This is a genomic window from Cyanobium sp. Aljojuca 7A6, from assembly GCF_024346455.1.
In the GTDB taxonomy this organism is placed as follows: domain Bacteria; phylum Cyanobacteriota; class Cyanobacteriia; order PCC-6307; family Cyanobiaceae; genus Cyanobium.
In genome coordinates this window covers 83,795-104,624 of sequence record NZ_JAGQCY010000011.1, presented here as the reverse complement: position 1 = coordinate 104,624, position 20,830 = coordinate 83,795, and the positions used below count along the sequence as shown (strand labels likewise).

General features: G+C 68.6%; 16 protein-coding genes and 1 tRNA gene. 5 read left to right on the top strand and 12 right to left on the bottom strand.

Translation table 11 applies throughout. From position 1 onward, the window contains the following. Positions 1-139 precede the first annotated feature (139 nt). Positions 140-2,185: an Rne/Rng family ribonuclease gene (locus KBY95_RS11045; protein WP_254965052.1), complete on the top strand. Its 2,046-nt coding sequence runs from the start codon at positions 140-142 to the stop codon at positions 2,183-2,185. Positions 2,186-2,279: 94 nt separating this feature from the next. After that, the gene (locus KBY95_RS11040; RefSeq protein WP_254965051.1) at positions 2,280-2,876 is read left to right on the top strand and encodes a ribonuclease HII; all 597 of its coding nucleotides are present in this window, start codon (positions 2,280-2,282) and stop codon (positions 2,874-2,876) included. Here KBY95_RS11040 and KBY95_RS11035 read toward each other — a convergent pair. After that, positions 2,815-3,327 carry a DUF1997 domain-containing protein gene (locus KBY95_RS11035; RefSeq protein WP_254965050.1) on the bottom strand — a complete coding sequence of 171 codons (513 nt, stop codon included), beginning with the start codon at positions 3,325-3,327 and terminating at the stop codon, positions 2,815-2,817. The genes KBY95_RS11040 and KBY95_RS11035 overlap by 62 nt on opposite strands. A gap of 56 nt (positions 3,328-3,383) precedes the next feature. Here KBY95_RS11035 and pheA point away from each other — a divergent pair, with 56 nt between their 5' ends. Next, positions 3,384-4,229: a prephenate dehydratase gene (pheA, locus tag KBY95_RS11030; protein WP_254965063.1), complete on the top strand. Its 846-nt coding sequence runs from the start codon at positions 3,384-3,386 to the stop codon at positions 4,227-4,229. Positions 4,230-4,244: 15 nt separating this feature from the next. On the opposite strand, the gene KBY95_RS11025 is transcribed toward pheA, so the two are convergent. From KBY95_RS11025 to KBY95_RS16290, 9 genes are all read right to left on the bottom strand, one after another. Next, positions 4,245-5,264 carry a methyltransferase domain-containing protein gene (locus tag KBY95_RS11025; protein ID WP_254965049.1) on the bottom strand — a complete coding sequence of 340 codons (1,020 nt, stop codon included), beginning with the start codon at positions 5,262-5,264 and terminating at the stop codon, positions 4,245-4,247. A 3-nt stretch (positions 5,265-5,267) separates the two neighbouring features. Beyond that, positions 5,268-5,936, bottom strand: coding sequence for an LON peptidase substrate-binding domain-containing protein (locus tag KBY95_RS11020; protein ID WP_254965048.1), 669 nt, complete (start codon positions 5,934-5,936; stop codon positions 5,268-5,270). 139 nt (positions 5,937-6,075) lie between these two features. Further along, positions 6,076-6,396, bottom strand: coding sequence for a 30S ribosomal protein S10 (rpsJ, locus tag KBY95_RS11015; RefSeq protein WP_015109452.1), 321 nt, complete (start codon positions 6,394-6,396; stop codon positions 6,076-6,078). 131 nt (positions 6,397-6,527) lie between these two features. Next, the gene (gene tuf / locus KBY95_RS11010) at positions 6,528-7,757 is read right to left on the bottom strand and encodes an elongation factor Tu (protein ID WP_216908134.1); all 1,230 of its coding nucleotides are present in this window, start codon (positions 7,755-7,757) and stop codon (positions 6,528-6,530) included. Between the two features lie 42 nt (positions 7,758-7,799). After that, positions 7,800-9,875, bottom strand: coding sequence for an elongation factor G (gene fusA, locus KBY95_RS11005; protein WP_254965047.1), 2,076 nt, complete (start codon positions 9,873-9,875; stop codon positions 7,800-7,802). A 112-nt stretch (positions 9,876-9,987) separates the two neighbouring features. Then, on the bottom strand, positions 9,988-10,458 hold the full coding sequence (gene rpsG / locus KBY95_RS11000; RefSeq protein ID WP_254951669.1) for a 30S ribosomal protein S7: 471 nt from the start codon (positions 10,456-10,458) through the stop codon (positions 9,988-9,990). 64 nt (positions 10,459-10,522) lie between these two features. Beyond that, complete coding sequence (gene rpsL / locus KBY95_RS10995) at positions 10,523-10,897, bottom strand: 30S ribosomal protein S12 (protein WP_015109448.1); 375 nt, start codon at positions 10,895-10,897, stop codon at positions 10,523-10,525. Positions 10,898-10,994: 97 nt separating this feature from the next. Continuing rightward, positions 10,995-11,330, bottom strand: a complete 336-nt coding sequence (locus KBY95_RS10990) for an AIR synthase (protein WP_254965046.1) — start codon at positions 11,328-11,330, stop codon at positions 10,995-10,997. A 19-nt stretch (positions 11,331-11,349) separates the two neighbouring features. Continuing rightward, a complete protein-coding gene (locus KBY95_RS16290) occupies positions 11,350-13,176 on the bottom strand; it encodes a phosphodiester glycosidase family protein (protein WP_261353642.1) in 1,827 nt (608 codons plus the stop codon). 212 nt (positions 13,177-13,388) lie between these two features. On the opposite strand from KBY95_RS16290, the gene gltB reads away from it, so the two are divergent. Further along, positions 13,389-17,993: a glutamate synthase large subunit gene (gltB, locus tag KBY95_RS10980; protein ID WP_254965045.1), complete on the top strand. Its 4,605-nt coding sequence runs from the start codon at positions 13,389-13,391 to the stop codon at positions 17,991-17,993. 46 nt (positions 17,994-18,039) lie between these two features. Here the strand turns inward: gltB and lipA are convergent, their stop codons facing one another. Further along, entirely contained in the window at positions 18,040-18,936 is an 897-nt protein-coding gene (gene lipA, locus KBY95_RS10975; protein ID WP_315858915.1) for a lipoyl synthase, read from the bottom strand. Between the two features lie 67 nt (positions 18,937-19,003). Between lipA and KBY95_RS10970 the strand changes: the two genes are divergently transcribed. Then, positions 19,004-19,077, top strand: a tRNA-Pro gene (locus KBY95_RS10970). Positions 19,078-19,094: 17 nt separating this feature from the next. Here the strand turns inward: KBY95_RS10970 and cobJ are convergent. Further along, positions 19,095-20,816: a precorrin-3B C(17)-methyltransferase gene (cobJ, locus tag KBY95_RS10965; protein ID WP_254965061.1), complete on the bottom strand. Its 1,722-nt coding sequence runs from the start codon at positions 20,814-20,816 to the stop codon at positions 19,095-19,097. Between the last annotated feature and the right edge of the window lie 14 nt (positions 20,817-20,830).

Sequence of the window (20,830 nt, the reverse complement as noted above, 5' to 3'; positions counted from 1 at the left end):
ACCAGGCAAACAGCCGGCTCCATTGCTTCCGGAGTTGGTCTGTTCCTCTTCAGTGGCTGCGCGACCGCCATGGTCGGCGTCCGATTCCTTCCCTCCACCTGCCCTCTGGCAGGGCTCCACAGAGCCCACCATCTCTTCCATGCCCCAGCAGATCGTCATCGCTGAGCAGTTGCGGATCGCCGCAGTGCTCAACGAGGAACGCGTCGATGAACTGATCGTCGCCCAGGGTCGCTACCAGATTGGCGACGTCTATCTCGGAACCGTTGAAAACGTGTTGCCCGGGATCGATGCGGCCTTCGTCAACATCGGAGAAAGCGAGAAGAACGGCTTCATCCACATCACCGACCTCGGACCCCTGCGTCTGAAGAAGGGCGGCGCCGGCATCACCGAGCTGCTCGAGCCGAGGCAGAAGGTGCTCGTCCAGGTGATGAAGGAGCCCACGGGCACCAAGGGGCCGCGCCTCACCGGCAACCTCTCCCTGCCTGGCCGCTTCCTGGTGCTGCAGCCCCACGGCCAGGGGGTCAACATCTCCCGCCGCATCAATGGCGAGAACGAGCGCAACCGGCTGCGGGCCCTCGGCGTGCTGATCAAGCCCCCCGGCGCCGGTCTGCTGATCCGTACCGAGGCCGAGGACGTTAGCGAAGACATGCTGATCGACGACCTTGAGGGTCTGCTGCGCCAGTGGGAGTCGATTCAGCAGGCCGCTGAGACGGCCTCACCGCCGGTGCTTCTCAACCGCGATGAGGATTTCATCCACCGGGTGCTGCGCGACCTGTACAGCCCCGATGTGTTGCGCGTGGTGGTCGACAGCCCCGATGCGGTGGCGCGGGTCAATGCCTTCCTCGGCTCCGACCAGGCCAATCTGCTGGTGGAGCACCACGGCGAATCCACCGAGATCCTTGAGCACTATCGGGTCAATGCGGCCATCCGCGATGCCCTCAAGCCCCGGGTGGATCTTCCCTCCGGCGGCTACGTGATCATCGAGCCCACCGAGGCTCTGACGGTCATCGACGTCAACTCCGGATCGTTCACCCGCTCGGCCAACGCCCGTGAGACGGTCCTGTGGACCAACTGCGAGGCGGCCGTGGAGATCGCCCGCCAGCTGAAGCTGCGCAACATCGGCGGCGTGGTGATCATCGACTTCATCGACATGGAGTCCCGGCGTGACCAGCTGCAGCTGCTGGAGCACTTCACCCAGGCCTCCCGGGACGACACGGCCCGTCCCCAGATCGCCCAGCTCACTGAGCTCGGCCTGGTGGAGCTGACCCGCAAACGCCAGGGTCAGAACATCTATGAACTGTTCGGACGGGCCTGCCCCAGCTGTGGGGGCCTGGGCCATGTGGCCGTGCTCCCCGGCAAGGACACCCTCCAGCCCCTGGCCACGGTCTCCGGCCTGGTGCGATCGGCGGCCTCGGCCCGGGCCGAAGTGGCCAGCCCCGCCAACGGGAGTGCTGAGGCCGGCAGCAGTGGCCGGCGGCGGCGCGGTGGTCGCGGTGGCCGGGGTACCGAAGCCGAGGGCCAGGCGTCGAGTGGGTTCGCCGAGGGCGGTGGCAACGGCGCCGCCGTGGTGCCTGCCCCCCAGGAGCCCACCCCCTCCACCGATGCGCCCCAGCGCCGCCAGGAGCCTGAGGTGCTGGCCGTGCCGATGGACGCTGAGCAGGAGCTGGTGTATGGCTGGATGGGCCTGAGCCCAGCGTTGCTGCTGGATCCGATCCCCTCCGGAGAGAGCCTGATGGTGCGCGTGGTTCGCCCCGATGCCGATCCCGAGGCTGTCATCGAGGAAGCCCGCCAGCAGCTGGCCGCCAGCGGCTCCCGGCGCCGCCGGCGCGGCAGGAACGGCGAGGGGCGCAATGGTTCGGCTGAAGCCACTGAGGTTGCTGACGTCTTCGAAGCTTCTGACCCCTCCGAAGCCTTCGACACCTCCGAATCCACCGAGGCCCCTGATCACCACGAGATGATTCCCATCCTGGAGATCACACCGGCCCCGTTCGAAGTCGAGGCTGTCTCTGCTCCTGCCGAGCTCGTCAGCGTGGCGCTGCCCAGCCGCCGCTCCTCCAGCAGGTCCACGCCGGTGGCCGCGCCAGTCCCGGTGGCGGCGGCCGCCGCTGGGCCAGAGGCCGAGGCCGGCTCCAGTGACGCCGGCGAACCGCGCCGGCGCCGGCGCCGTTCCTCTGCCTCGGGCTGATCGGCGCGGCCCCCAGGCCCTTGGGCGATCCGAGGCCCTCTGGCGATCCGACGCCCCAGTCTGGGGAGGCCTCGACCCCTCCTCCTGTGCCGGGGTGGATGAGGTTGGTCGGGGCAGCCTGTTCGGGCCGGTGTTCGCCGCCGCCGTGGTGCTGCCGCCGGTGGCCCTCGCGCCCCTGGTGGCGGTGGGCCTCAACGACAGCAAGAAGCTCACCGCCAGGCGCCGGCAGGCCCTGGTTCCCCTGATCCGGCAGCACGCCCTGGCCTGGGCCCTTGGGCAGGCGAGCGCCAGTGAAATCGACCGCTGGGGTCTGCGCCTGGCCACCGAATGGGCGATGCTCCGGGCGCTGCAACGCCTGTCCAGGCCGCCCCTGCTGCTGCTGGTGGATGGGGTGCTTCCCTTGAGGCCGTGGCCTGGGCCCCAGACCACCCTGGTGGGCGGCGATGGCCGTTGTGCGGCGATCGCCGCCGCCAGCGTGCTGGCCAAGCAGGAACGGGATGCCCTGCTGGCGCGCCTGGCGCTGCGCTATCCCGGCTACGGTTTGGAGCGCCATGCCGGCTATGGGACGCCCCAGCACCGCGAAGCGATCCTGCGGCTGGGGCCCACCCCCCTGCACCGCCGCAGCTTTCTCAGCTCGAACGGCACCAGCGCTGGAAGTCCCCCAGCAGCTGCTGACTCACCCGGGAGCTGATGCCCAGCAGGATGCCGCCGAGCACCGAGCGGCCGGTGGCCTCCAGCACCTTGGGGGGGATCAGTTGCAGCAGGGCGGGACGGCTCACCGTCACCGAGAGGCTGGCTTCGCCGGTCAGGCCGCCGTCGGCCGCGGCGAGCCAGGAGCAGAGGCCGAGGCGGAAATCCTCCACCAGTCCCAGCCCCTCCAGCTGGCAATCAAGGGCCTCCAACTCCAGCCGGCCGTCGCGATGCGCGACCTGCAGCTCCACCACCGGCTGGATCTTCAGCTGGAACACCTTCACCTGGCTCACCGTGTAGCGGTAGCGGCCCGGGCCGAGGGGTTCGAGCTGGCGGGGATCGAGCAGGGCGTGAACCACCCGCTCCTCGTCGTCCAGATAGGCGGGCAGGCGATCGGCTTCGCTGAGCACCGGAAGGTCGAGTTGCTGGCTGGCGCTGAAGGCCAGGGACATGGCCTGCGGGCCGGCAGGCCATGATCCTACCGATCACCCCAGACCGCCCCACCGCCATGCGTCTTGCCTTCCTCGGTCCCGTCGGCACCTACGGCGAGCAGGCGGCGCAGCGACTGGCGGTCCTGGAGGGCCTGGAGGGGGTGGATTTTGTGCCCCAGCAGGGCATCCGCGCCGTGATCAGGGCCCTGGCCGACGCTGATTGCGAACTGGCGGTGGTGCCGGTGGAGAACTCCGTCGAGGGGGGCGTCACCAGCTGTCTCGATGCCCTTTGGGAGCACCCGGACCTGGCGGTGGCTCGGGCCCTGGTGCTTCCCATCCGCCATGCCCTGGTGGGCAGTGGCCCGCTGGAGGCGATCAGTGAAGTGCTCTCCCACCCCCAGGCCCTGGCCCAGTGCAGCCTGTGGCTGGGGGAACAGCTGCCCCAGGCCCTGCAGCTGCCCACCAGCTCCACCGCCGAGGCGGCCCGGCTGGTGCGGGGCAGCCGCTTCCGGGGGGCCATCGCCTCGTTGGAGGCGGCCGCCGAGCATGGCCTGGAGGTGCTGGCTTACCCGATCAACGATGTGCCCGGCAACTGCACCCGTTTTCTGCTGCTGCGGCGGGGGGAACGCTCCCACCGCGGTCCTCATGCCAGCCTGGCCTTCTCGCTCCATTCCAACCGCCCTGGTGCGCTGCTGGAGTCCCTGGGCTGTTTCGCCCGGCAGGGGTTGAACATGAGCCGTATCGAGTCGCGCCCCTCCAAGCGGGAAATGGGTGAATACATCTTTTTCGTCGATCTCGAGCTTGCCGAGGGAGCGGCCCCTCTGGACGGGGCCATCGCCGATCTCACCCCCCTCTGCGAGCATCTGGCCCTCTTCGGCGCCTACCCCCTCACCAACCTTGCCGCCGAGGACAAGGGGCTCTGAGGACCGGAGCGGGGATCAACGCCGCTGACCTTGGGAGCCATGGCTTGCAGGCAAGGGCCCCCGGAAGACGCCGAACTGCATCAGGCCGGTGCGGAAGGCCCAGTGCATCAACAGCAGCGTCGGCGTTTCCCGCAGGCCCTGAACCACGGCCCGGGGTCCCAGACCCAGCACCGCCCCGGGGCGTCGCACCCCCTCAACGATCGAATCCACCCAGGAGGGCAGGGTGGGCCGGGTCCAGTCAGCGGTGCTGATCGGCAGGCCGCGGTTCCAGGGGCTGGTCTCCAGGTTTCTTTTCAGGGAAGGGATACTGGCGAACTCCGGATGGGCCCACTGGTCGAGCAACTGGCGCATCACCCAACGCTCCAGGCGGTTCATCGGGGCGACGGCCGGGTCGCGGCGGTTCCAGTCGGCCACGGCCAGGCAGCCGCCGGGCCGCAGCACGCGCAGCATCTCATCGGCATAGCGCTGCTTGTCGGGCATGTGGGGGCCAGCCTCCACGCTCCAGACCGCGTCGAAGCCACCGTCGGGGCCACCATCAGGGCTTCCGTCGGGAAGATCCAGATCCAGGGCATCCATCACGGCGAAGCGGCAGCCGGGCAGGTCGGCTGGGGTGAGTTCCCTGGCCCGGGCGATCTGGGCCGGACTGATGCTGATGCCCAGCACCTCGAAGCCGTAGTCCCGGGCAAGGATCCGGGCACTGCCGCCGATGCCGCAGCCCACATCCAGCACCCGGCTGCCGGGGGGCAGATGGTCGAGGCCGCTCCAGCGGACCAGTTCGTGGACGAAGGCGGCCTTGGCGGCCCGGAAATCCCGTGATCCGGGGGGATCGCCGTAGTGCCCCAGGTGCACATGCTCGCCCCAGAGCCGCTCCAGCAGACGGTCGTCCGTCCAGCGGTCATAGGCGGCAGCCACGCTGGCCGTGGAGAGATAGGCCCGCGACCGGCGCTGCCAGAGCAGGGCCACCAGAACGGCGGCAAGGACAGCCCCCGCCACCAGGAGGGGCAGCAGCACACCGCCCGAAAGCAGGCTCGCCATGGTTCAGGTCTCGCCGTCGTCGCCGCCGAGGCTGGAGAAGGTGTCCTTGAGGACGGTGCGCGCCGCCAGTTGCCGCCGGGTCTGGTCGAGCAATTCGTACTCCTGCCGCAGGCGCTCGCCGGTGTCGGTGATCTCCAGCAGGGCCTGCTGGTGATCAGCCACCGGGCCGCCGAGATGGGCGCCGATCCAGAAGGACAGCTCCCGTGGCAGATCGGGCAGATCGGCGGGCAGGGACGAGGGCTTGCCGATCAGCTTGCCGGTGAGATCAACGACGTCCCTCAGGGCCCGGGTGACATCGCTGGTGAGGGTTTCGAGCTCCTCGTGGCTTTCGCTCACGGTGTCCTCGATCCAGCTGACCATGCCCACACGAAAGGGCGTGTCGCGCACGATGTTGAGGACCCGGAAGCGTTGCTGGCCCATGGTCACGATGTTGCTGCGGTCGTCGTCCTGAACCTGGCAGTGGAGGATTTCGGCGCAGCAACCCACCTCCGCCATCCGCTTGTTCTGGGGGTCCCAGCGCACGACTCCGAAGCGTCGATCCTCCGACATCGCCGTCTGCAGCATCATGCGGTAACGCGGCTCGAAGATGTGAAGCGGCAACACCTCCTGGGGGAAGAGCACCACATCAGGCAGGGGAAACAGGGGCAACTCCCTGACGGCCAGATCAGTCACGCGAGGATGTTGCCGCTGGCGGCAGGTGGAGAGGGGCGATCGGAGGTCGGGAAGGAAAGGATCAACCAGAGCAACTCAAGTGTTGATTGATCCTAGAAAGACAGACCAGCTCGGCGAAGGCCGGATGGCCCCATCGCCATCAGAGTTTGACTTCGATGTCCACGCCGCTCGGCAGGTCAAGCTTCATCAGCGCGTCGATGGTCTTGGAGCTCGGGCTGTAGATGTCGATGATCCGCCGGTGGGTGCGGGTCTCGAAGTGCTCACGGGAATCCTTGTCGACGTGGGGCGAGCGCAGCACGCAGTAGATCTTGCGTTTGGTGGGCAGGGGGATTGGACCGATCGCCGTGGCAGCGGTGTGATCGGCGGTTTCGATGATTTTTTCGCAGGAGAGATCCAGCATGCGGCGATCGAAGGCCTTCAGGCGGATGCGGATCTTCTGCTGGGGAATGGAGGCGGTCATCGGAAGGGAAGCGCGGGCGAAGGGCGGCGGCAGCGCCGCTGAAACGGATTGTCGAGGTGCACAGGGAACCGGTGGTTCCGAAAGGGGGAGCAGCACCTTGGTGCTCCTCCCCCGGTGAGGCTAGTTCAGCCTCAAAGAACGATCTTGGACACCACGCCGGCACCGATGGTGCGGCCGCCTTCGCGGATGGCGAAGCGCATGCCCTGCTCGATGGCGACCGGGCAGATCAGCTCGGCGCTCATCTTGATGCGGTCGCCGGGCATCACCATCTCCACGTTGGTGCCGTCATCGGCGGTGAAGGCGGTGATCTGGCCGGTCACGTCGGTGGTACGGATGTAGAACTGCGGGCGGTAGCCGGCGAAGAAGGGGGTGTGACGGCCACCCTCCTCCTTCTTGAGCACGTAAACCTCACCTTCGAACTTGGTGTGGGGCTTGATGGAGTTGGGCTTCACCAGCACCATGCCGCGTTCGATGTCTTCTTTCTGGACGCCGCGCAGGAGCAGACCGACGTTGTCGCCGGCCATGCCCTCGTCGAGCAACTTGCGGAACATTTCCACGCCGGTCACGGTGGTTTCCCGCGTGTCGCGGATGCCCACGATCTGGACGGTTTCGCCCACCTTCACCTTGCCGCGCTCGATACGGCCAGTGGCGACGGTGCCGCGACCGGTGATCGAGAAGACGTCTTCGACGGCCATCAGGAAGGGCTTGTCGATCTCACGCTCGGGCTCGGGGATGGCCTCGTCCACCGCATCCATCAGATCGAGGATCTTGTCGACCCACTCGTCTTCGCCACGCACGGCCTTCTTGCCCGCCTGGATGTACTCGAGGGCCTTGAGGGCCGAACCGGCGATCACGGGAATGTCGTCGCCAGGGAAGTCGTAGCTGCTGAGCAGTTCACGCATCTCCAGTTCGACGAGTTCGAGGATCTCCTCGTCGTCGACCATGTCCTTCTTGTTGAGGAATACCACCAGCGCGGGCACGCCCACCTGCTTGGCCAGAAGGATGTGTTCCTTGGTCTGGGCCATGGGGCCGTCGGTGGCGGCGACCACCAGGATGGCGCCGTCCATCTGGGCGGCACCGGTGATCATGTTCTTCACGTAGTCGGCGTGGCCCGGGCAGTCGACGTGGGCGTAGTGACGCTTGTTGGTCTCGTACTCGACGTGGGCCGTGTTGATCGTGATCCCCCGCTCCTTCTCCTCAGGGGCGCCATCGATCTCGTCGTAGGCCTGGGCCTTGGCCATGCCTTGGGACGCCAGCACGTTGGTGATGGCGGCGGTGAGGGTGGTCTTGCCGTGGTCAACGTGACCGATGGTGCCGATGTTGACGTGAGGCTTGTTCCTCTCGAACTTCTCGCGTGCCATGGAAGGAAAGAATCGGGGGGGTGGGTTGGATGGAAAGAAAGATCAGGAATTGCCCTGATTCTTGGAGATGATGGCTTCCGCCACATTGCGAGGAACTTCCTCGTAATGGCTGAACTCCATCGAGAAGATACCCCGACCCTGGGTCATGGATCGGAGCTGGGTGGCGTAGCCGAACATTTCGGCCAGAGGCACTTTGGACTGGACTTTGGACTGTCCGTTGTCGACGGACTGTCCTTCGACCTGACCGCGGCGGGAGGAAAGGTCGCCGATGACCGAACCGAGGTAATCCTCGGGGACCTCGACCTCAACCTTCATCATCGGCTCAAGCAGTACGGGATTGCACTTCTTGACGCCATCTTTGAAGGCCAAGGAACCGGCGATCTTGAACGCCATCTCCGAAGAGTCGACGTCGTGATAGGAGCCGTCCACCATGGTGACCCGGACATCGATCATGGGGAAACCGGCAATCACACCGGACTGGCAGGTTTCCTTCATGCCGGCTTCCGCCGGACCGATGTACTCCTTGGGAACGATGCCGCCAACGATCTTGTTGACGAATTCGAACCCTGAACCCGGCTCGCCGGGCTGCATTTCGATCACCACGTGGCCGTACTGGCCCTTGCCGCCTGTCTGGCGGGCGAATTTGCCCTCACCCTTGGCACTGCCGCGGATGGTTTCCCGGTAGGACACCTGGGGGGCGCCGATGTTGGCCTCCACCTTGAACTCCCGCAGCATGCGGTCGACCAGGATCTCCAGGTGCAGTTCGCCCATGCCGGCGATCACGGTCTGGTTGGTTTCCGGATCGGTGGAGACCCGGAAGGTGGGGTCTTCCTCGGAGAGGGACTGCAGGGCCTTGCCGAGTTTCTCCATGTCGCCCTTGGTCTTGGGCTCCACGGCCACGGAGATCACCGGTTCGGGGATGAACAGGGATTCCAGGATGATCGGATCGGAGTCGACGCAGAGGGTGTCGCCCGTGGTGGTGTCCTTGAGGCCGAGAACGGCACCCAGGTCACCGGCCCGCAGCTCGTCGACCTCCTCGCGCTCATCGGCCTTGAGCAGGATCAGGCGGGAGATGCGCTCCTTTTTGTCCTTGGTGGAGTTGAGCACGTAGCTGCCCTTCTGCAGCACGCCGCTGTACATGCGGACGAAGGTGAGCTTGCCGTAGGGGTCGGCCATGACCTTGAAGGCCAGGGCACTGAAGGGGGCGCTGTCGTCACAGGCGCGGGTGGCTTCGCTGCCGTCGGCCAGGAGGCCATGGATCGGTGGCACATCGACGGGGGCGGGCAGGTAGTCGACCACCGCATCGAGCACCAGCTGGACGCCCTTGTTCTTGAAGGCGGAGCCGCAGAGGATGGGGACCATGCCGTGTTGCAGCACCCCGAGGCGGATGCCACGCATCAGTTGCTCCTGGGTGAGCTCGCCGTTCTCGAGGAAGGCTTCAATCAGCTCTTCGTCGGTTTCGGCCACCGACTCCATCAGCTTCTGGCGCCATTCCGCAGCCTCGTCCTGCATGTCGGCGGGGATCTCCTCTTCGAGGATGTCGGTGCCGAGATCATTGGTGTAGATGATCGCCTTGTTGCGCACCAGGTCGATGATGCCCTTGAGATCACCCTCCGCGCCGATCGGCAGCTGGATGGGAACGGCGTTGGCCTTGAGGCGATCCTTGATCTGCTCGTAGACCTTCAGGAAGTTCGCACCGGTGCGGTCCATCTTGTTGACGAACACGATCCGGGGCACGTTGTAGCGATCGGCCTGGCGCCAGACGGTTTCCGACTGGGGCTGGACGCCACCCACGGCGCAGAACACGGCGACCACTCCGTCGAGCACCCGCATCGAGCGCTCCACCTCGATCGTGAAATCGACGTGGCCGGGCGTGTCGATGATGTTGATCCGGTTGTCTTTCCAACTCGTGGAGATGGCGGCAGCGGTGATGGTGATCCCACGCTCTCGCTCCTGCTCCATCCAGTCGGTGACGGCGGCGCCATCATGCACTTCGCCCATCTTGTGGACCACGCCGGAATAGAACAGAATCCGTTCGGTCGTGGTGGTCTTGCCCGCGTCAATGTGAGCGGCAATACCGATATTTCTGACGCGTTCCAGGGGGTAGGCGCGGGCCACGGGAAAGTTCTCCGGGGGTGGGTCGACAAAAAGCGGGCGTAATTTTACAGACCGGGGTTGGTTCGATCTGCGGGAACCGGATCAGCCCAGGGATCCGGCCCCTTGGGGCGGCTTAGTAGCGGTAGTGGGCGAAGGCCTTGTTGGCTTCGGCCATCTTGTGGGTCTCCTCCCGCTTGCGGACGGCACTGCCGGCTTCGTTGGCCGCGTCCATCAGCTCACCGGCCAGTTTCTGGGCCATGCTCCGACCGTTGCGGGCCCGGGAGAAGTTGACCAGCCAGCGCAGCGCCATGGCGGTCCCCCGCTCCTGCCGTACTTCCATCGGCACCTGGTAGGTGGCGCCACCGACCCGCCGGGCCCGCACTTCCACCAGGGGAGTGGCATTGCGGACCGCCGTTTCGAACAGATCGAGCGGATCGGAGCCGGTGCGCTCGTTGATCAGGGTGAAGGCATCGGAAAGGATGCGCTGGGCCGTGGACTTCTTGCCGTGCTTCATCAGCCGGGCCACGATCATCGAGGCCAGGCGGCTGTTGAATTGAGGATCCGGGAGAACCGGGCGTTTCTCGGCGGCGTTGCGGCGGGACATGGAACGGAGGGAGAAAAAGCGGGAGAGAGCTGGTCCGGCCGCGAAGTGCCGGGGAAGCGAAGGCTCAGGCCTTCGGTGTCTTGGCGCCGTACTTGGAGCGGGACTGCCGCCGATCCTTGACACCGGAGGTGTCGAGGGTGCCACGGATGATGTGGTACCGGACACCGGGAAGATCCTTGACGCGGCCGCCGCGGATCAGAACCACCGAGTGCTCCTGAAGGTTGTGGCCGATGCCTGGGATGTAGGCCGTCACCTCAAACCCGGAGGTCAGGCGCACACGGGCCACCTTGCGCAGAGCCGAGTTGGGCTTCTTCGGGGTGGAGGTGTACACCCGGGTGCAGACGCCACGCCGCTCGGGGCAGGCGCGCAGGGCGGGCGACTTCGTCTTGCGGGTGAGACGCTGCCGCTCGGTGCGGATCAGCTGCTGAATAGTGGGCATCGAGGGCCGGGGTGCTGCTCGGTGTGGACGTCTGAGGGGATTGGCCGGTTGTCCGGCCGTTTCGTCAATCCGTCACGTTACTTCGTCGCCGTCCCCCTCAGGTTTCGCGGCTGAAGGCGGCCCCGCAGGCGCAGCTGCGCACGCCCGGCCCAGGACGCACCAGAAAGCCCCCGCCGCTGAGGTCGCCCCGGTAGTCGAGCTGCAGACCCTGCAGCAGGGGCAACTGCTTCGCGGGGGAATAAAGGGTGATGCCGTCGGCCCGGGCCACGGGGGTGCCGGCCAGGTGACCCGGGCGCAGCCGGATCGCCCAGGCTTCGCAGGCGCCCTCCAGAAGCTCCAGGTGCATGAGCCCCGGGGTGCCGGCCACGGCCGCCTGCCGGCACAGCTCGGCGGCGGCGGCGGCGGTGAGGCGAAGGCTATGGCCCCGGGGCACGATGGAGAGGCGAATCAGCTCAGTCTGCCAGCCGCTGGCTGGTGGGGGTCAGTTGGCTGGTCGCCGCGCCGTCCCCGACCGGCACCAGTCCCAGTCCGTTGTGAACAGAGCCGGCCACCCCCCGGCCCTTGACCCGGTGGCTGCCGCCCATCACCAGGCCCGTGGAACTGCCGCCGTCGAGGTTGAGGGCGTCCACCAGTCCCAGCTGCTGCAGCAGCCAGGCGGTCTCGGAGAGGGTGGGTCCGGCACCGCCACCGGCGCTCTCCAGGGTCACCAGCCACAGGAGGGTGCCATCGCTGCCCACCACCGTGCGGGGCGCCCCCTGGCGCAGGAAGGCAGCGCCGAACCCTTCGGCACTGCCGTTGAGCACGATGCGGCCGTTCTGGAGCAGCAACGGTCCGCCTCCCATCACGGCGTTGGCATTGCCCAACGGGTCGCTGGGGCGGCTCTCGAGGCGCAACGACGTCCCTTCGCTCCAGGGCAGGACGGCCCCGCCGCGGGCCACCACCAGGGTGTCTTCCGGCCGCAGCGGCACTCCGGCCGCCAGCTCCTGGCTGCCGATCCGCCGCTGCACGCGGCCACCACTCAGCATCACGCCCGTCTCCGAGCCGGTCAGGGCCTGGTAGAGCCGGCCCCACTCGGCGGTGTAGCGGCTCAGTCCCCGCTGGGCGTAGCCGCTGTTCATGGTCAGCAGCGGCCAGCGCTGGCCACGGTCATCGCTGATCCATTCGTCCAGCCGCAGGCGCCCGAAGCGCGGCAGGCTGCGGGGATCCCAGCCCATCGCGCCCCGGTTGAGGATCGGCCCGGACAGCCAGCGGCCCTGGTCCCGCAGGGCGCCGAGCGGGAGGCGGCGCACCCGGTTGAAGAAGCCGCCATTGATCGCCACCAGGGCGTCCTGGCGCTGGGCCAGGGCCGCCAGGGAGCTGAGGCCCGCCATGCCGTCGGGGCGGCTGAGGGTCCTCAGTTCCAGTGGCCCGCTGCGGGGATCGACCCTGACGGCGTTGACCAGGACCCTGGTGCCCCCCACGGCGCGCACCTGCTGGTCCCAGCGCAGTTGGGGCCCCAGCAGCGCCAGCAGCCGGGGATCGATCGGTGCAGGAGCCGTCGGTGCTGGCGCTGCCGTGCCGGTGGCGGTGCCGCTCAGGGGCAGGTCGATGACCACCCGGGCCGGTTCCCCCAGGGTGAACAGGCGCAGGGGGGCGGTTCCGCCTGGCAGGCTCAGGTTCAGTTCCGCCCCGTTGGCGCCGCTGCGCAGGCCCCGGGCAGTGAGCTGGGCCAGCTGGTCAGACCGGCTGAGCAGGGCCAGCTGGACGCCGCCTTCGCTGCTGCGCACCAAGGCGGGCCCGTCCAAGTCGAGCACCACGCGCCGGAAGCCGGCTTGCTCCGAGCTGCGGACCTGGAGCAGGCGGGGCGCCGGCAGGCGTAGATCCAGCAGGTCGCCGCGGCGCTCCACGGTCACGCCCACGTCCCGCAGGATCGTCGCCACGTCGATGGCCACCTCATCCGCCAGCGAGCGCTGCTGGCCGGGGGGCACCACCAGCTCCTGGCCGAACCATTCCAGGGCCAGGCTGCCGTCCGGGCTCGATCGGCTGCTGAAGCCCAGCTGGCCTTCCAGCACCTCCAGGGGCAGCCACAACGTCTGCGGCTGACGAGGGTCCTGGCCCCCCCAGCGCCAGGCGGCCTGCTGGCTGCGGCCATTGAGCGCCAGCCGGGTGCCGCCGATCTCCGCCGCGGGGGCCAGCCGCACGGGCACGGGTGGTGGCATGGGTGGCGGGGCTGCCCGGGTGACCGGCGGCGCCGCGGTCAGGGCCAGCAGGGCCAGGGCGATGGGAAGGATCCTGGCCATCGATGCTGTCCTGCCGGTCAATGGAAAAAGTTAGTCCCACCGTTGTGGGGGTCGGGGCACCTGCCTAGGATCGATGGCTTGCCTTGTCGTTGCGGACTCGGCTGCTGCACGGGTGACACGGCAGCTCCACGGCAGGCCTTCCCCGCCGGCGTCTTTAGGCTTGTTGCTTTCAAGCCAATTCCAGCTCCGTTTCAGCAGCACCACATCGGCCTATGTCCTCCTCCTCTCCTGTCTGGCCCCATCGCGACAGCTCGGCCCCAGGCCCTGGAGAAACGGACGCGTGCGGCGTGGGATTCCTGGCCCATCTCGATGGGGTTCCCAACCACTGGGTCCTTCAGCAGGCCCTGCGGGGCCTCCGTTGCATGGAGCACCGGGGCGGCTGTGGTGGCGATGGCGATTCCGGCGACGGGGCCGGACTGCTCACCGCGATCCCCTGGAGCTTCCTGGAGGCCGTCTGGCCGGCGGCCGCGGCCTCCACGGCGATGGTGCGGGGGCTGGGAATGCTGTTCCTGCCTGCGGATGAGGAGCGGCGCGATCAGGCCCGCCGGATCTGTGACGAGGAGGCCGAGCGCCTCGGGCTTCTGAGCCTGGGCTGGCGGAAGGTTCCCGTTGTTCCCGAGGTGCTCGGGCCCCTGGCCCGGGAGAATGCCCCGGCCATCGAGCAGTGGCTGCTGGCGGCCCCCGATGCCGTGCAAGGCGTCATGGCGGATGTGGACGCCCTCGAATCGCTGCTGTTCCGCCTGCGGCGCCGCGCCGTTGACAGGGTGAGGGAGGTGTGGGGCGCTGACACCACAGATCTCTATTTCGCTTCGATCAGCGGCCGCACCGTCGTCTACAAGGGCATGGTGCGTTCGGAGGTGCTGGATGCCTTCTACGCCGACCTCAGGGACGAACGCTTCACGGTGGCCTTCGCGGTGTACCACCGCCGCTTCAGCACCAACACCCTGCCCCGCTGGCCCCTGGCCCAGCCGATGCGGTTGCTGGGCCACAACGGCGAGATCAACACGCTGCTGGGCAACATCAACTGGGCCCGGGCCGCCGAATCCCATCTCGAGGCCGTCTGGGGCGATGCCGCCCGGGACCTGCGGCCCCTGGTCAACGCCGCCTTCAGCGATTCCGCCAACCTCGACGCCACCCTCGAGCTGATGGTGCGCAGCGGCCGGCCGATCACCGACAGCCTGCTCACCTTGGTGCCGGAGGCCTTCCGTGACCAGCCCGAACTCGACGAACGGCCGGCGATCAAGGCGTTCTACGAATACAGCGCCTGTCTGCAGGAGCCCTGGGACGGCCCCGCTTTGCTGGTGTTCAGCGATGGCCGCATGGTCGGGGCCACCCTCGATCGCAACGGTCTGCGTCCGGCCCGTTACTGCATCACCAGCGACGGCTACGTGGTGATGGGGTCGGAGACGGGCGTGGTCGAGCTGGAGGAATCCCGCATCATCGAGAAGGGGCGTCTTGGTCCCGGCCAGATGCTGGCGGTGGACATGGAGCAGCACCGGCTGCTGCGCAACTGGGATGTGAAAGAGGAGACCGCGGCGCGGCTTCCCTATGCCGGCTGGCTGCTTGACCATCGCCGCAGCCTCGCCCCCGGTGCCTGGCAGACGGACCGCTCCCTGGGCGACCTGGAGCTCCTGCAGCAGCAGACCGCCTTCGGCTTCACGGCCGAAGACCTTGATCTGGTGATCGAGGACATGGCCGGCCAGGGCAAGGAGCCCACCTACTGCATGGGGGACGACATCCCCCTGGCGGTGCTCTCTTCCAAGCCCCATCTCCTCTACGACTACTTCAAGCAGCGTTTCGCCCAGGTCACCAACCCCCCCATCGACCCGCTGCGCGAGAAGCTGGTCATGAGCCTGGAGATGCACCTCGGCCGGCGCGGCTCGGCCCTGCGGCCGGATGCCTCCGGTGCCGCCGTGCTGCACCTCACCACGCCGGTGCTCAACGAGGCCGAACTCCAGGCGCTGGGCTCCCACGGCCTCGGGATCACCACCCTCTCCACGCTGCTGCCGGTGGCCAACGGTCCCGACGGACTGGAGCAGGCCCTGCACCGCCTCTGCTTCGAGGCGGAGGCGGCCGTGCGCAGTGGCGTCCAGATTCTGGTGCTCTCCGACCGCGCCGCTGGCGGCCTCTCCGCCGGCACCTCAGCCATTCCTCCCCTGCTGGGGGTGGCCGCCGTGCACCACCACCTGCTGCGACTCGGCCTGCGCCTGCAGTGCTCCCTGGTGGTCGACACCGCCCAGTGCTGGAGCACCCATCACCTCGCCTGCCTGATCGGTTACGGCGCCAGCGCGGTCTGTCCGTGGCTCACCTGGGAGACCACCCGCCACTGGCTGGCCCACCCGCGTACGCAGTCGATGATTGAACGGGGCAAGCTGCCCCCCCTCGACGCCGACAAGGCCCAGGCCAACGTGCGCAAGGCCCTCGAGGAGGGCTTGCGCAAGATCCTTTCCAAGATCGGCATCTCCCTGCTCGCCAGCTACCACGGCGCCCAGATATTCGAGGCCATCGGCATCGGCGCCGATCTGATCGATCTGGCCTTCACGGGCACCACCAGCCGGGTCGCCGGTCTGAGCCTGCGGGATCTGGCCAGCGAGACCCTGGCCTTCCATGCCAAGGCCTACCCGGAGCTGAACCGCACCAAGCTGGAGTTCATGGGCTTCGTGCAGTACCGCACCGGCGGGGAGTTTCACCTCAACAACCCGGAGATGGCCAAGGCCCTGCACGCCGCCGTCGCCGCGGGCCCTGGCTACGACCATTTCTCCACGTACCGCACGCTGCTCGAAAACCGGCCTGTGACGGCCCTGCGGGACCTGCTCGAGCTCAGGCCGGCCCCGGTGCCTCTGCCGATGGAGCAGGTGGAGAGTGTCGAGAGCATCTGCAGCCGCTTCTGCACCGGTGGCATGAGTCTCGGTGCCCTCTCCCGCGAGGCCCACGAAGTGCTGGCGGTGGCGATGAACCGCATCGGCGGCAAGAGCAACTGCGGCGAGGGCGGCGAGGACCCAGCCCGCTACCAACCCCTGCACGATGTCGATGGCGAGGGCCATTCGCCCACCCTCCCCAGCCTGCGCGGCCTGCGCGACGGCGACAGTGCCTGCTCCGCCATCAAGCAGATCGCCTCGGGTCGCTTCGGCGTCACACCGGCCTACCTGCGCAGCGGCCGGCAGCTGGAGATCAAGGTGGCCCAGGGCGCCAAGCCCGGCGAAGGCGGCCAGCTCCCCGGCCCCAAGGTGGATGCCTACATCGCCTGGTTGCGTAACAGCAAGGCGGGCGTGCCACTGATTTCACCGCCGCCCCACCACGACATCTATTCCATCGAGGATCTGGCCCAGCTGATCCACGACCTGCACCAGGTGAATCCCGCCGCCCGGGTCTCGGTGAAGCTGGTGGCCGAGATCGGCATCGGCACGATCGCCGCCGGGGTGGCCAAGGCCAACGCCGACGTGATCCAGATCTCCGGCCACGACGGCGGCACCGGAGCCTCGCCCCTGAGTTCGATCAAGCACGCCGGCAGTCCCTGGGAGCTGGGCCTGACGGAAGTGCACCGCAGCCTGCTGGAGAACGGCCTTCGGGATCGTGTCCTGCTACGGGCCGATGGTGGCCTCAAGAGCGGCTGGGACGTTCTGATCGCCGCCCTGCTGGGGGCCGAGGAATACGGCTTCGGCTCCGTGGCCATGATCGCCGAGGGCTGCATCATGGCCCGCGTCTGCCACACCAATAACTGCCCGGTGGGGGTTGCCACCCAGAAGGAAGCCCTGCGCAAGCGTTTCACGGGCCTGCCCGAGCAGGTCGTCAACTTCTTCCTCTTCGTGGCCGAGGAGGTGCGCCAGCTGCTCAGCGTGCTGGGTGTGGCCCGCCTCGAGGACCTGATCGGCCGCACCGAGCTGCTGGCGCCCCGCGCCATCAGCCTCACCAAGACCGGCGCCCTGGATCTCTCCTGCCTGCTGGATCCGATCCCTGCGGCCGCCGACCGCTCCTGGCTGCGCCACGACGACGTGGCCCACGACAACGGCCCGGTGCTTGAGGACGCCTTGCTCGCCGATCGGGAGGTGCGCGCGGCGATCGACGCCCATGGCCACTTGGTGCGCGAGCTGCCGATCGTCAACACCGACCGCAGCGTGGGGGCCCGGCTGGGCGGCGAGATTGCGGCCCTGCACGGCAACACCGGCTTCCAGGGGGGGCTGGCCCTCACCTTCCATGGTGCGGCCGGGCAGAGCTTCGGCGCCTTCGTGCTCCAGGGCATGGACCTGCGCCTGGTGGGCGAGGCCAACGATTACGTGGGCAAGGGCCTCAACGGAGGCCGCATCACCGTGGTGCCCCCGGCCGGTGGCACCGATCCCGGTGCCCAGGTGATCCTGGGAAACACCTGCCTGTACGGCGCCACGGGAGGCGAGCTGTTCGCTCTCGGCCGCGCCGGCGAGCGCTTCGGCGTGCGCAACAGCGGTGCCCGCACCGTGGTGGAGGGGGTCGGTGACCACTGCTGTGAGTACATGACCGGCGGCGTGGTGGTGGTGCTGGGCGGCACCGGCCGCAATGTGGCCGCTGGCATGACCGGCGGGGTGGCCTTCCTGCTCAACGAGACTGGTGGTCTGGCGGCCCGCCTCAATCCGGAGTCGGTGGAGTTGGTGCCCCTCACGACCCCCGAGCAGGAAGGGTTGCTGCGCCCCCTGCTGGAGGCCCATCTGCAGGCCACCGGCAGCACCAAGGCCGCGGCGATTCTCGCCGACTGGACCACCTGGAAAGGCCGCTTCCAGGTGCTGGTGCCCCCGAGCGAGAAGGCCACGGTGGGTCTGGCCCAACGGGAAGCCGTGGCGGCCTGAGCGGACCCGGACCCGGACCGACGGGAACGGCGCCAGGTCGTCGTGTTCAGCGCGGGTGCTCGCGCATCAGGCGCCGCACCTCGCCGGCGTGGTAGCTGCTTCTGGTGAGCGGACTGCTCACCACCTGCAGGAAGCCCAGGTCGGTTTCGCCGTGGCGGCGGAAGGCTTCGAACCCCTCGGGGGACACGAAGCGCTGCACCGGCAGGTGTTTGGGGCCGGGGGAGAGGTACTGGCCAATCGTGACGATGTCGACGGCGTGGGCGCGCAGGTCGGCCATCACCCCCTGCACCTCGGCGTCGTTTTCCCCCAGGCCCACCATCAGGCCCGATTTTGTGTAGGTGCGCGGCCAGCCGTCCCGCACCCGGCGCAGCAGCTCCAGCGAGCGTTCATACACCCCCTGGGGCCGCACCTGCCGGTAGAGCCTGGGCACGGTTTCGATGTTGTGGTTGAGCACTTCCGGCGCCGCCGCCATCACCACCGCCAGGGCCTCCCAGGTGCCGCAAAGATCCGGCAGCAGGATCTCGATCGTGGTGAAGGGGGACGTGCGGCGTAGGGCCTCGATGCAGGCGACGAACTGGCTGGCGCCGCCATCGGCCAGGTCGTCCCGGTTGACCGAGGTGATCACCACATGGCTCAGGCCCAGCCGCCGCACCGCCTCCCCCAGCCGCTCGGGCTCGGTGGGATCCAGCGCTCGCACGCTGCGGTCAAAGTCGATGTCGCAGTAGGGGCAGGCCCGGGTGCAGCCCGGCCCCATGATCAGGAAGGTGGCGGTGCCACCGGCGAAGCACTCGCCGATGTTCGGGCAGCTGGCCTCCTGGCAGACCGTGTTCAGCTTGAGGTCGACCAGCAGGTCCGCCACCGCCCCGATCCGTTCCCGCTGCGGCGCCTTGACCCGCAACCAGGGCGGCTTGGCAGGGGCGGGCCGTGGGTCGCTGAGGGTCACGGGCATCGCTGGGCTGGGCGGACTGTAGGCAGGGCGGCCTGCGGGCCATCCCCTAAAGTCTGGCCATCGGGATGTGGCGCAGCTTGGTAGCGCACTTCGTTCGGGACGAAGGGGCCGCAGGTTCGAATCCTGTCATCCCGATTTTTTTGCGTCAGCCCTCAGGCCAGAGCCGCCCCCGGGTAGCCCCGGGGGGTCACCATGCGGCCGTCCTGGACCCGGGTGGAGCTGTTGCCGACCAGCACCAGGGTGAGCATGTCCACCTGCTCCTGGGGCAGGGTGCCCAGGGTGTGCAGGCTGATCGCCTCTTCAGTGCGCCCCAGCTGACGGGCCAGCAGCACCGGCGTGGTGGCCGGCCGGCCCTCGCCCAGCAGTTCGATGGCCCGGCCCAGTTGCCAGGGCCTGCCCAGGGAACGGGGGTTGTACAGGGCCACCACGAAATCGCCGCTGGCGGCGCCCCGCAGCCGCCGTTCGATCACCTCCCAGGGCGTGAGCCTGTCGCTGAGGCTGATGGTGCAGAAATCGTGCATCAAGGGCGCGCCGGCCCGGGCGGCGGCCAGCTGCAGGGCCGACAGTCCCGGGTGCACCGTGAAGGCGGGACGGTCGAGGACGGGTAGCTGCAGCCAGAGCTCGAGGGCCAGCCCCGCCATGCCGTAGATGCCGCTGTCTCCTGAGGAGATCAGCGCCACGTCGAGGCCCTGGCGGGCCAGGTCGAGGGCCTCGGCGCAGCGGGCCGTCTCCTCCGTCAGGCGGCCCTCGCGGCGCAGCTGGTCGGGTCGCCTGATCGGTTCGAGCAGATCGAGGTAGAGCCCGTAGCCCACCCATACCGTTGCGGCCGCCAAGGCCTGGCGGGCCTCGCCACTGAGCAGGGCGATCGGCCCCGGACCGCTGCCCACCAACTGCAGGCTGCCCCGCTGCGGGGCCCACTGGCGTCCGGCCAGGGCCACCGCCAGGGTGGCGGCACCCCGCTCCCCGGCGCCGGCGCGCTCGATCCGCTTCTCCACCAGCAGGCGCGCCGCGCCCCCCGCCGCCGCCGCCGCCTGCAGCGCCGCGGCCTCGGCCACGCTCGCCGTGCCCATCTCCCTGGCCACCGCGTCGGAGGGATGGGGGACGGTCACCGCCGCCAGGGTGGGGGCGTCAAAGAGCCGCAGGGGCCAGCCCCGCTGCTCCGCCAGGGCCAGCAGGGCGGGTTCATCCCCCTTGCGATCGATGCTGGCCAGGCCGGCCACGGCCTCAGGGGCCAGCCCCTGCTGCGCCAGCCCCTCCGCCACCAGGCGTTCCAGCAACGACAGGCTCGTGTCCCGTTCGCAGCCGAGGCCCAGCCAGAGGGCGGGGGGATGCCAGCGACAGCCGTCGCCGGTGTTGGGGCTGATCACCAGGGCCTCAGGGAAACTGGCTTCGGCGGTGTCGGCGGCCTCCAGCGTCTGCCAGAGGGTGTTGCCGCTCTCCTGCCGCAGGCTGATGTGGTCGCCGCGGGCCGCCTCCACCATCAGGCGTCGCCAGTCCCCTGCCCCCCGGCGCCAGCCCCAGGCCTGGCCGAAGGCATCAAGGGGCAGGCCTCGCCGGGCGGCGCTGGCGCCGGTGAGCACGGCTGCAGCGCCGATCAGGGCGGCGATCTCCTGGCTGAGCCGATCGCCACCGGCGGCATGGCCTCCCAGCAGCGGCACCACGAATCGGCCCTGTGGATCCACCACCAGCACGGCTGGATCCCTGTCCTTGTCGCTGATCAGGGGGGCGATCAGCCGGGTGACCAGGCCGCAGGCCCCGACGGCCACCACCGCTTCGGCCGCCCCCCAGTGCTCGGCCAGCCAGGTGGCCGCCGCCGCATCCTCCGGGCCCCGCACCGTTCGCAGCAGACCGGCCTGCGTCAGTTGTTGCAGCATCGGTGTGGCCGTTG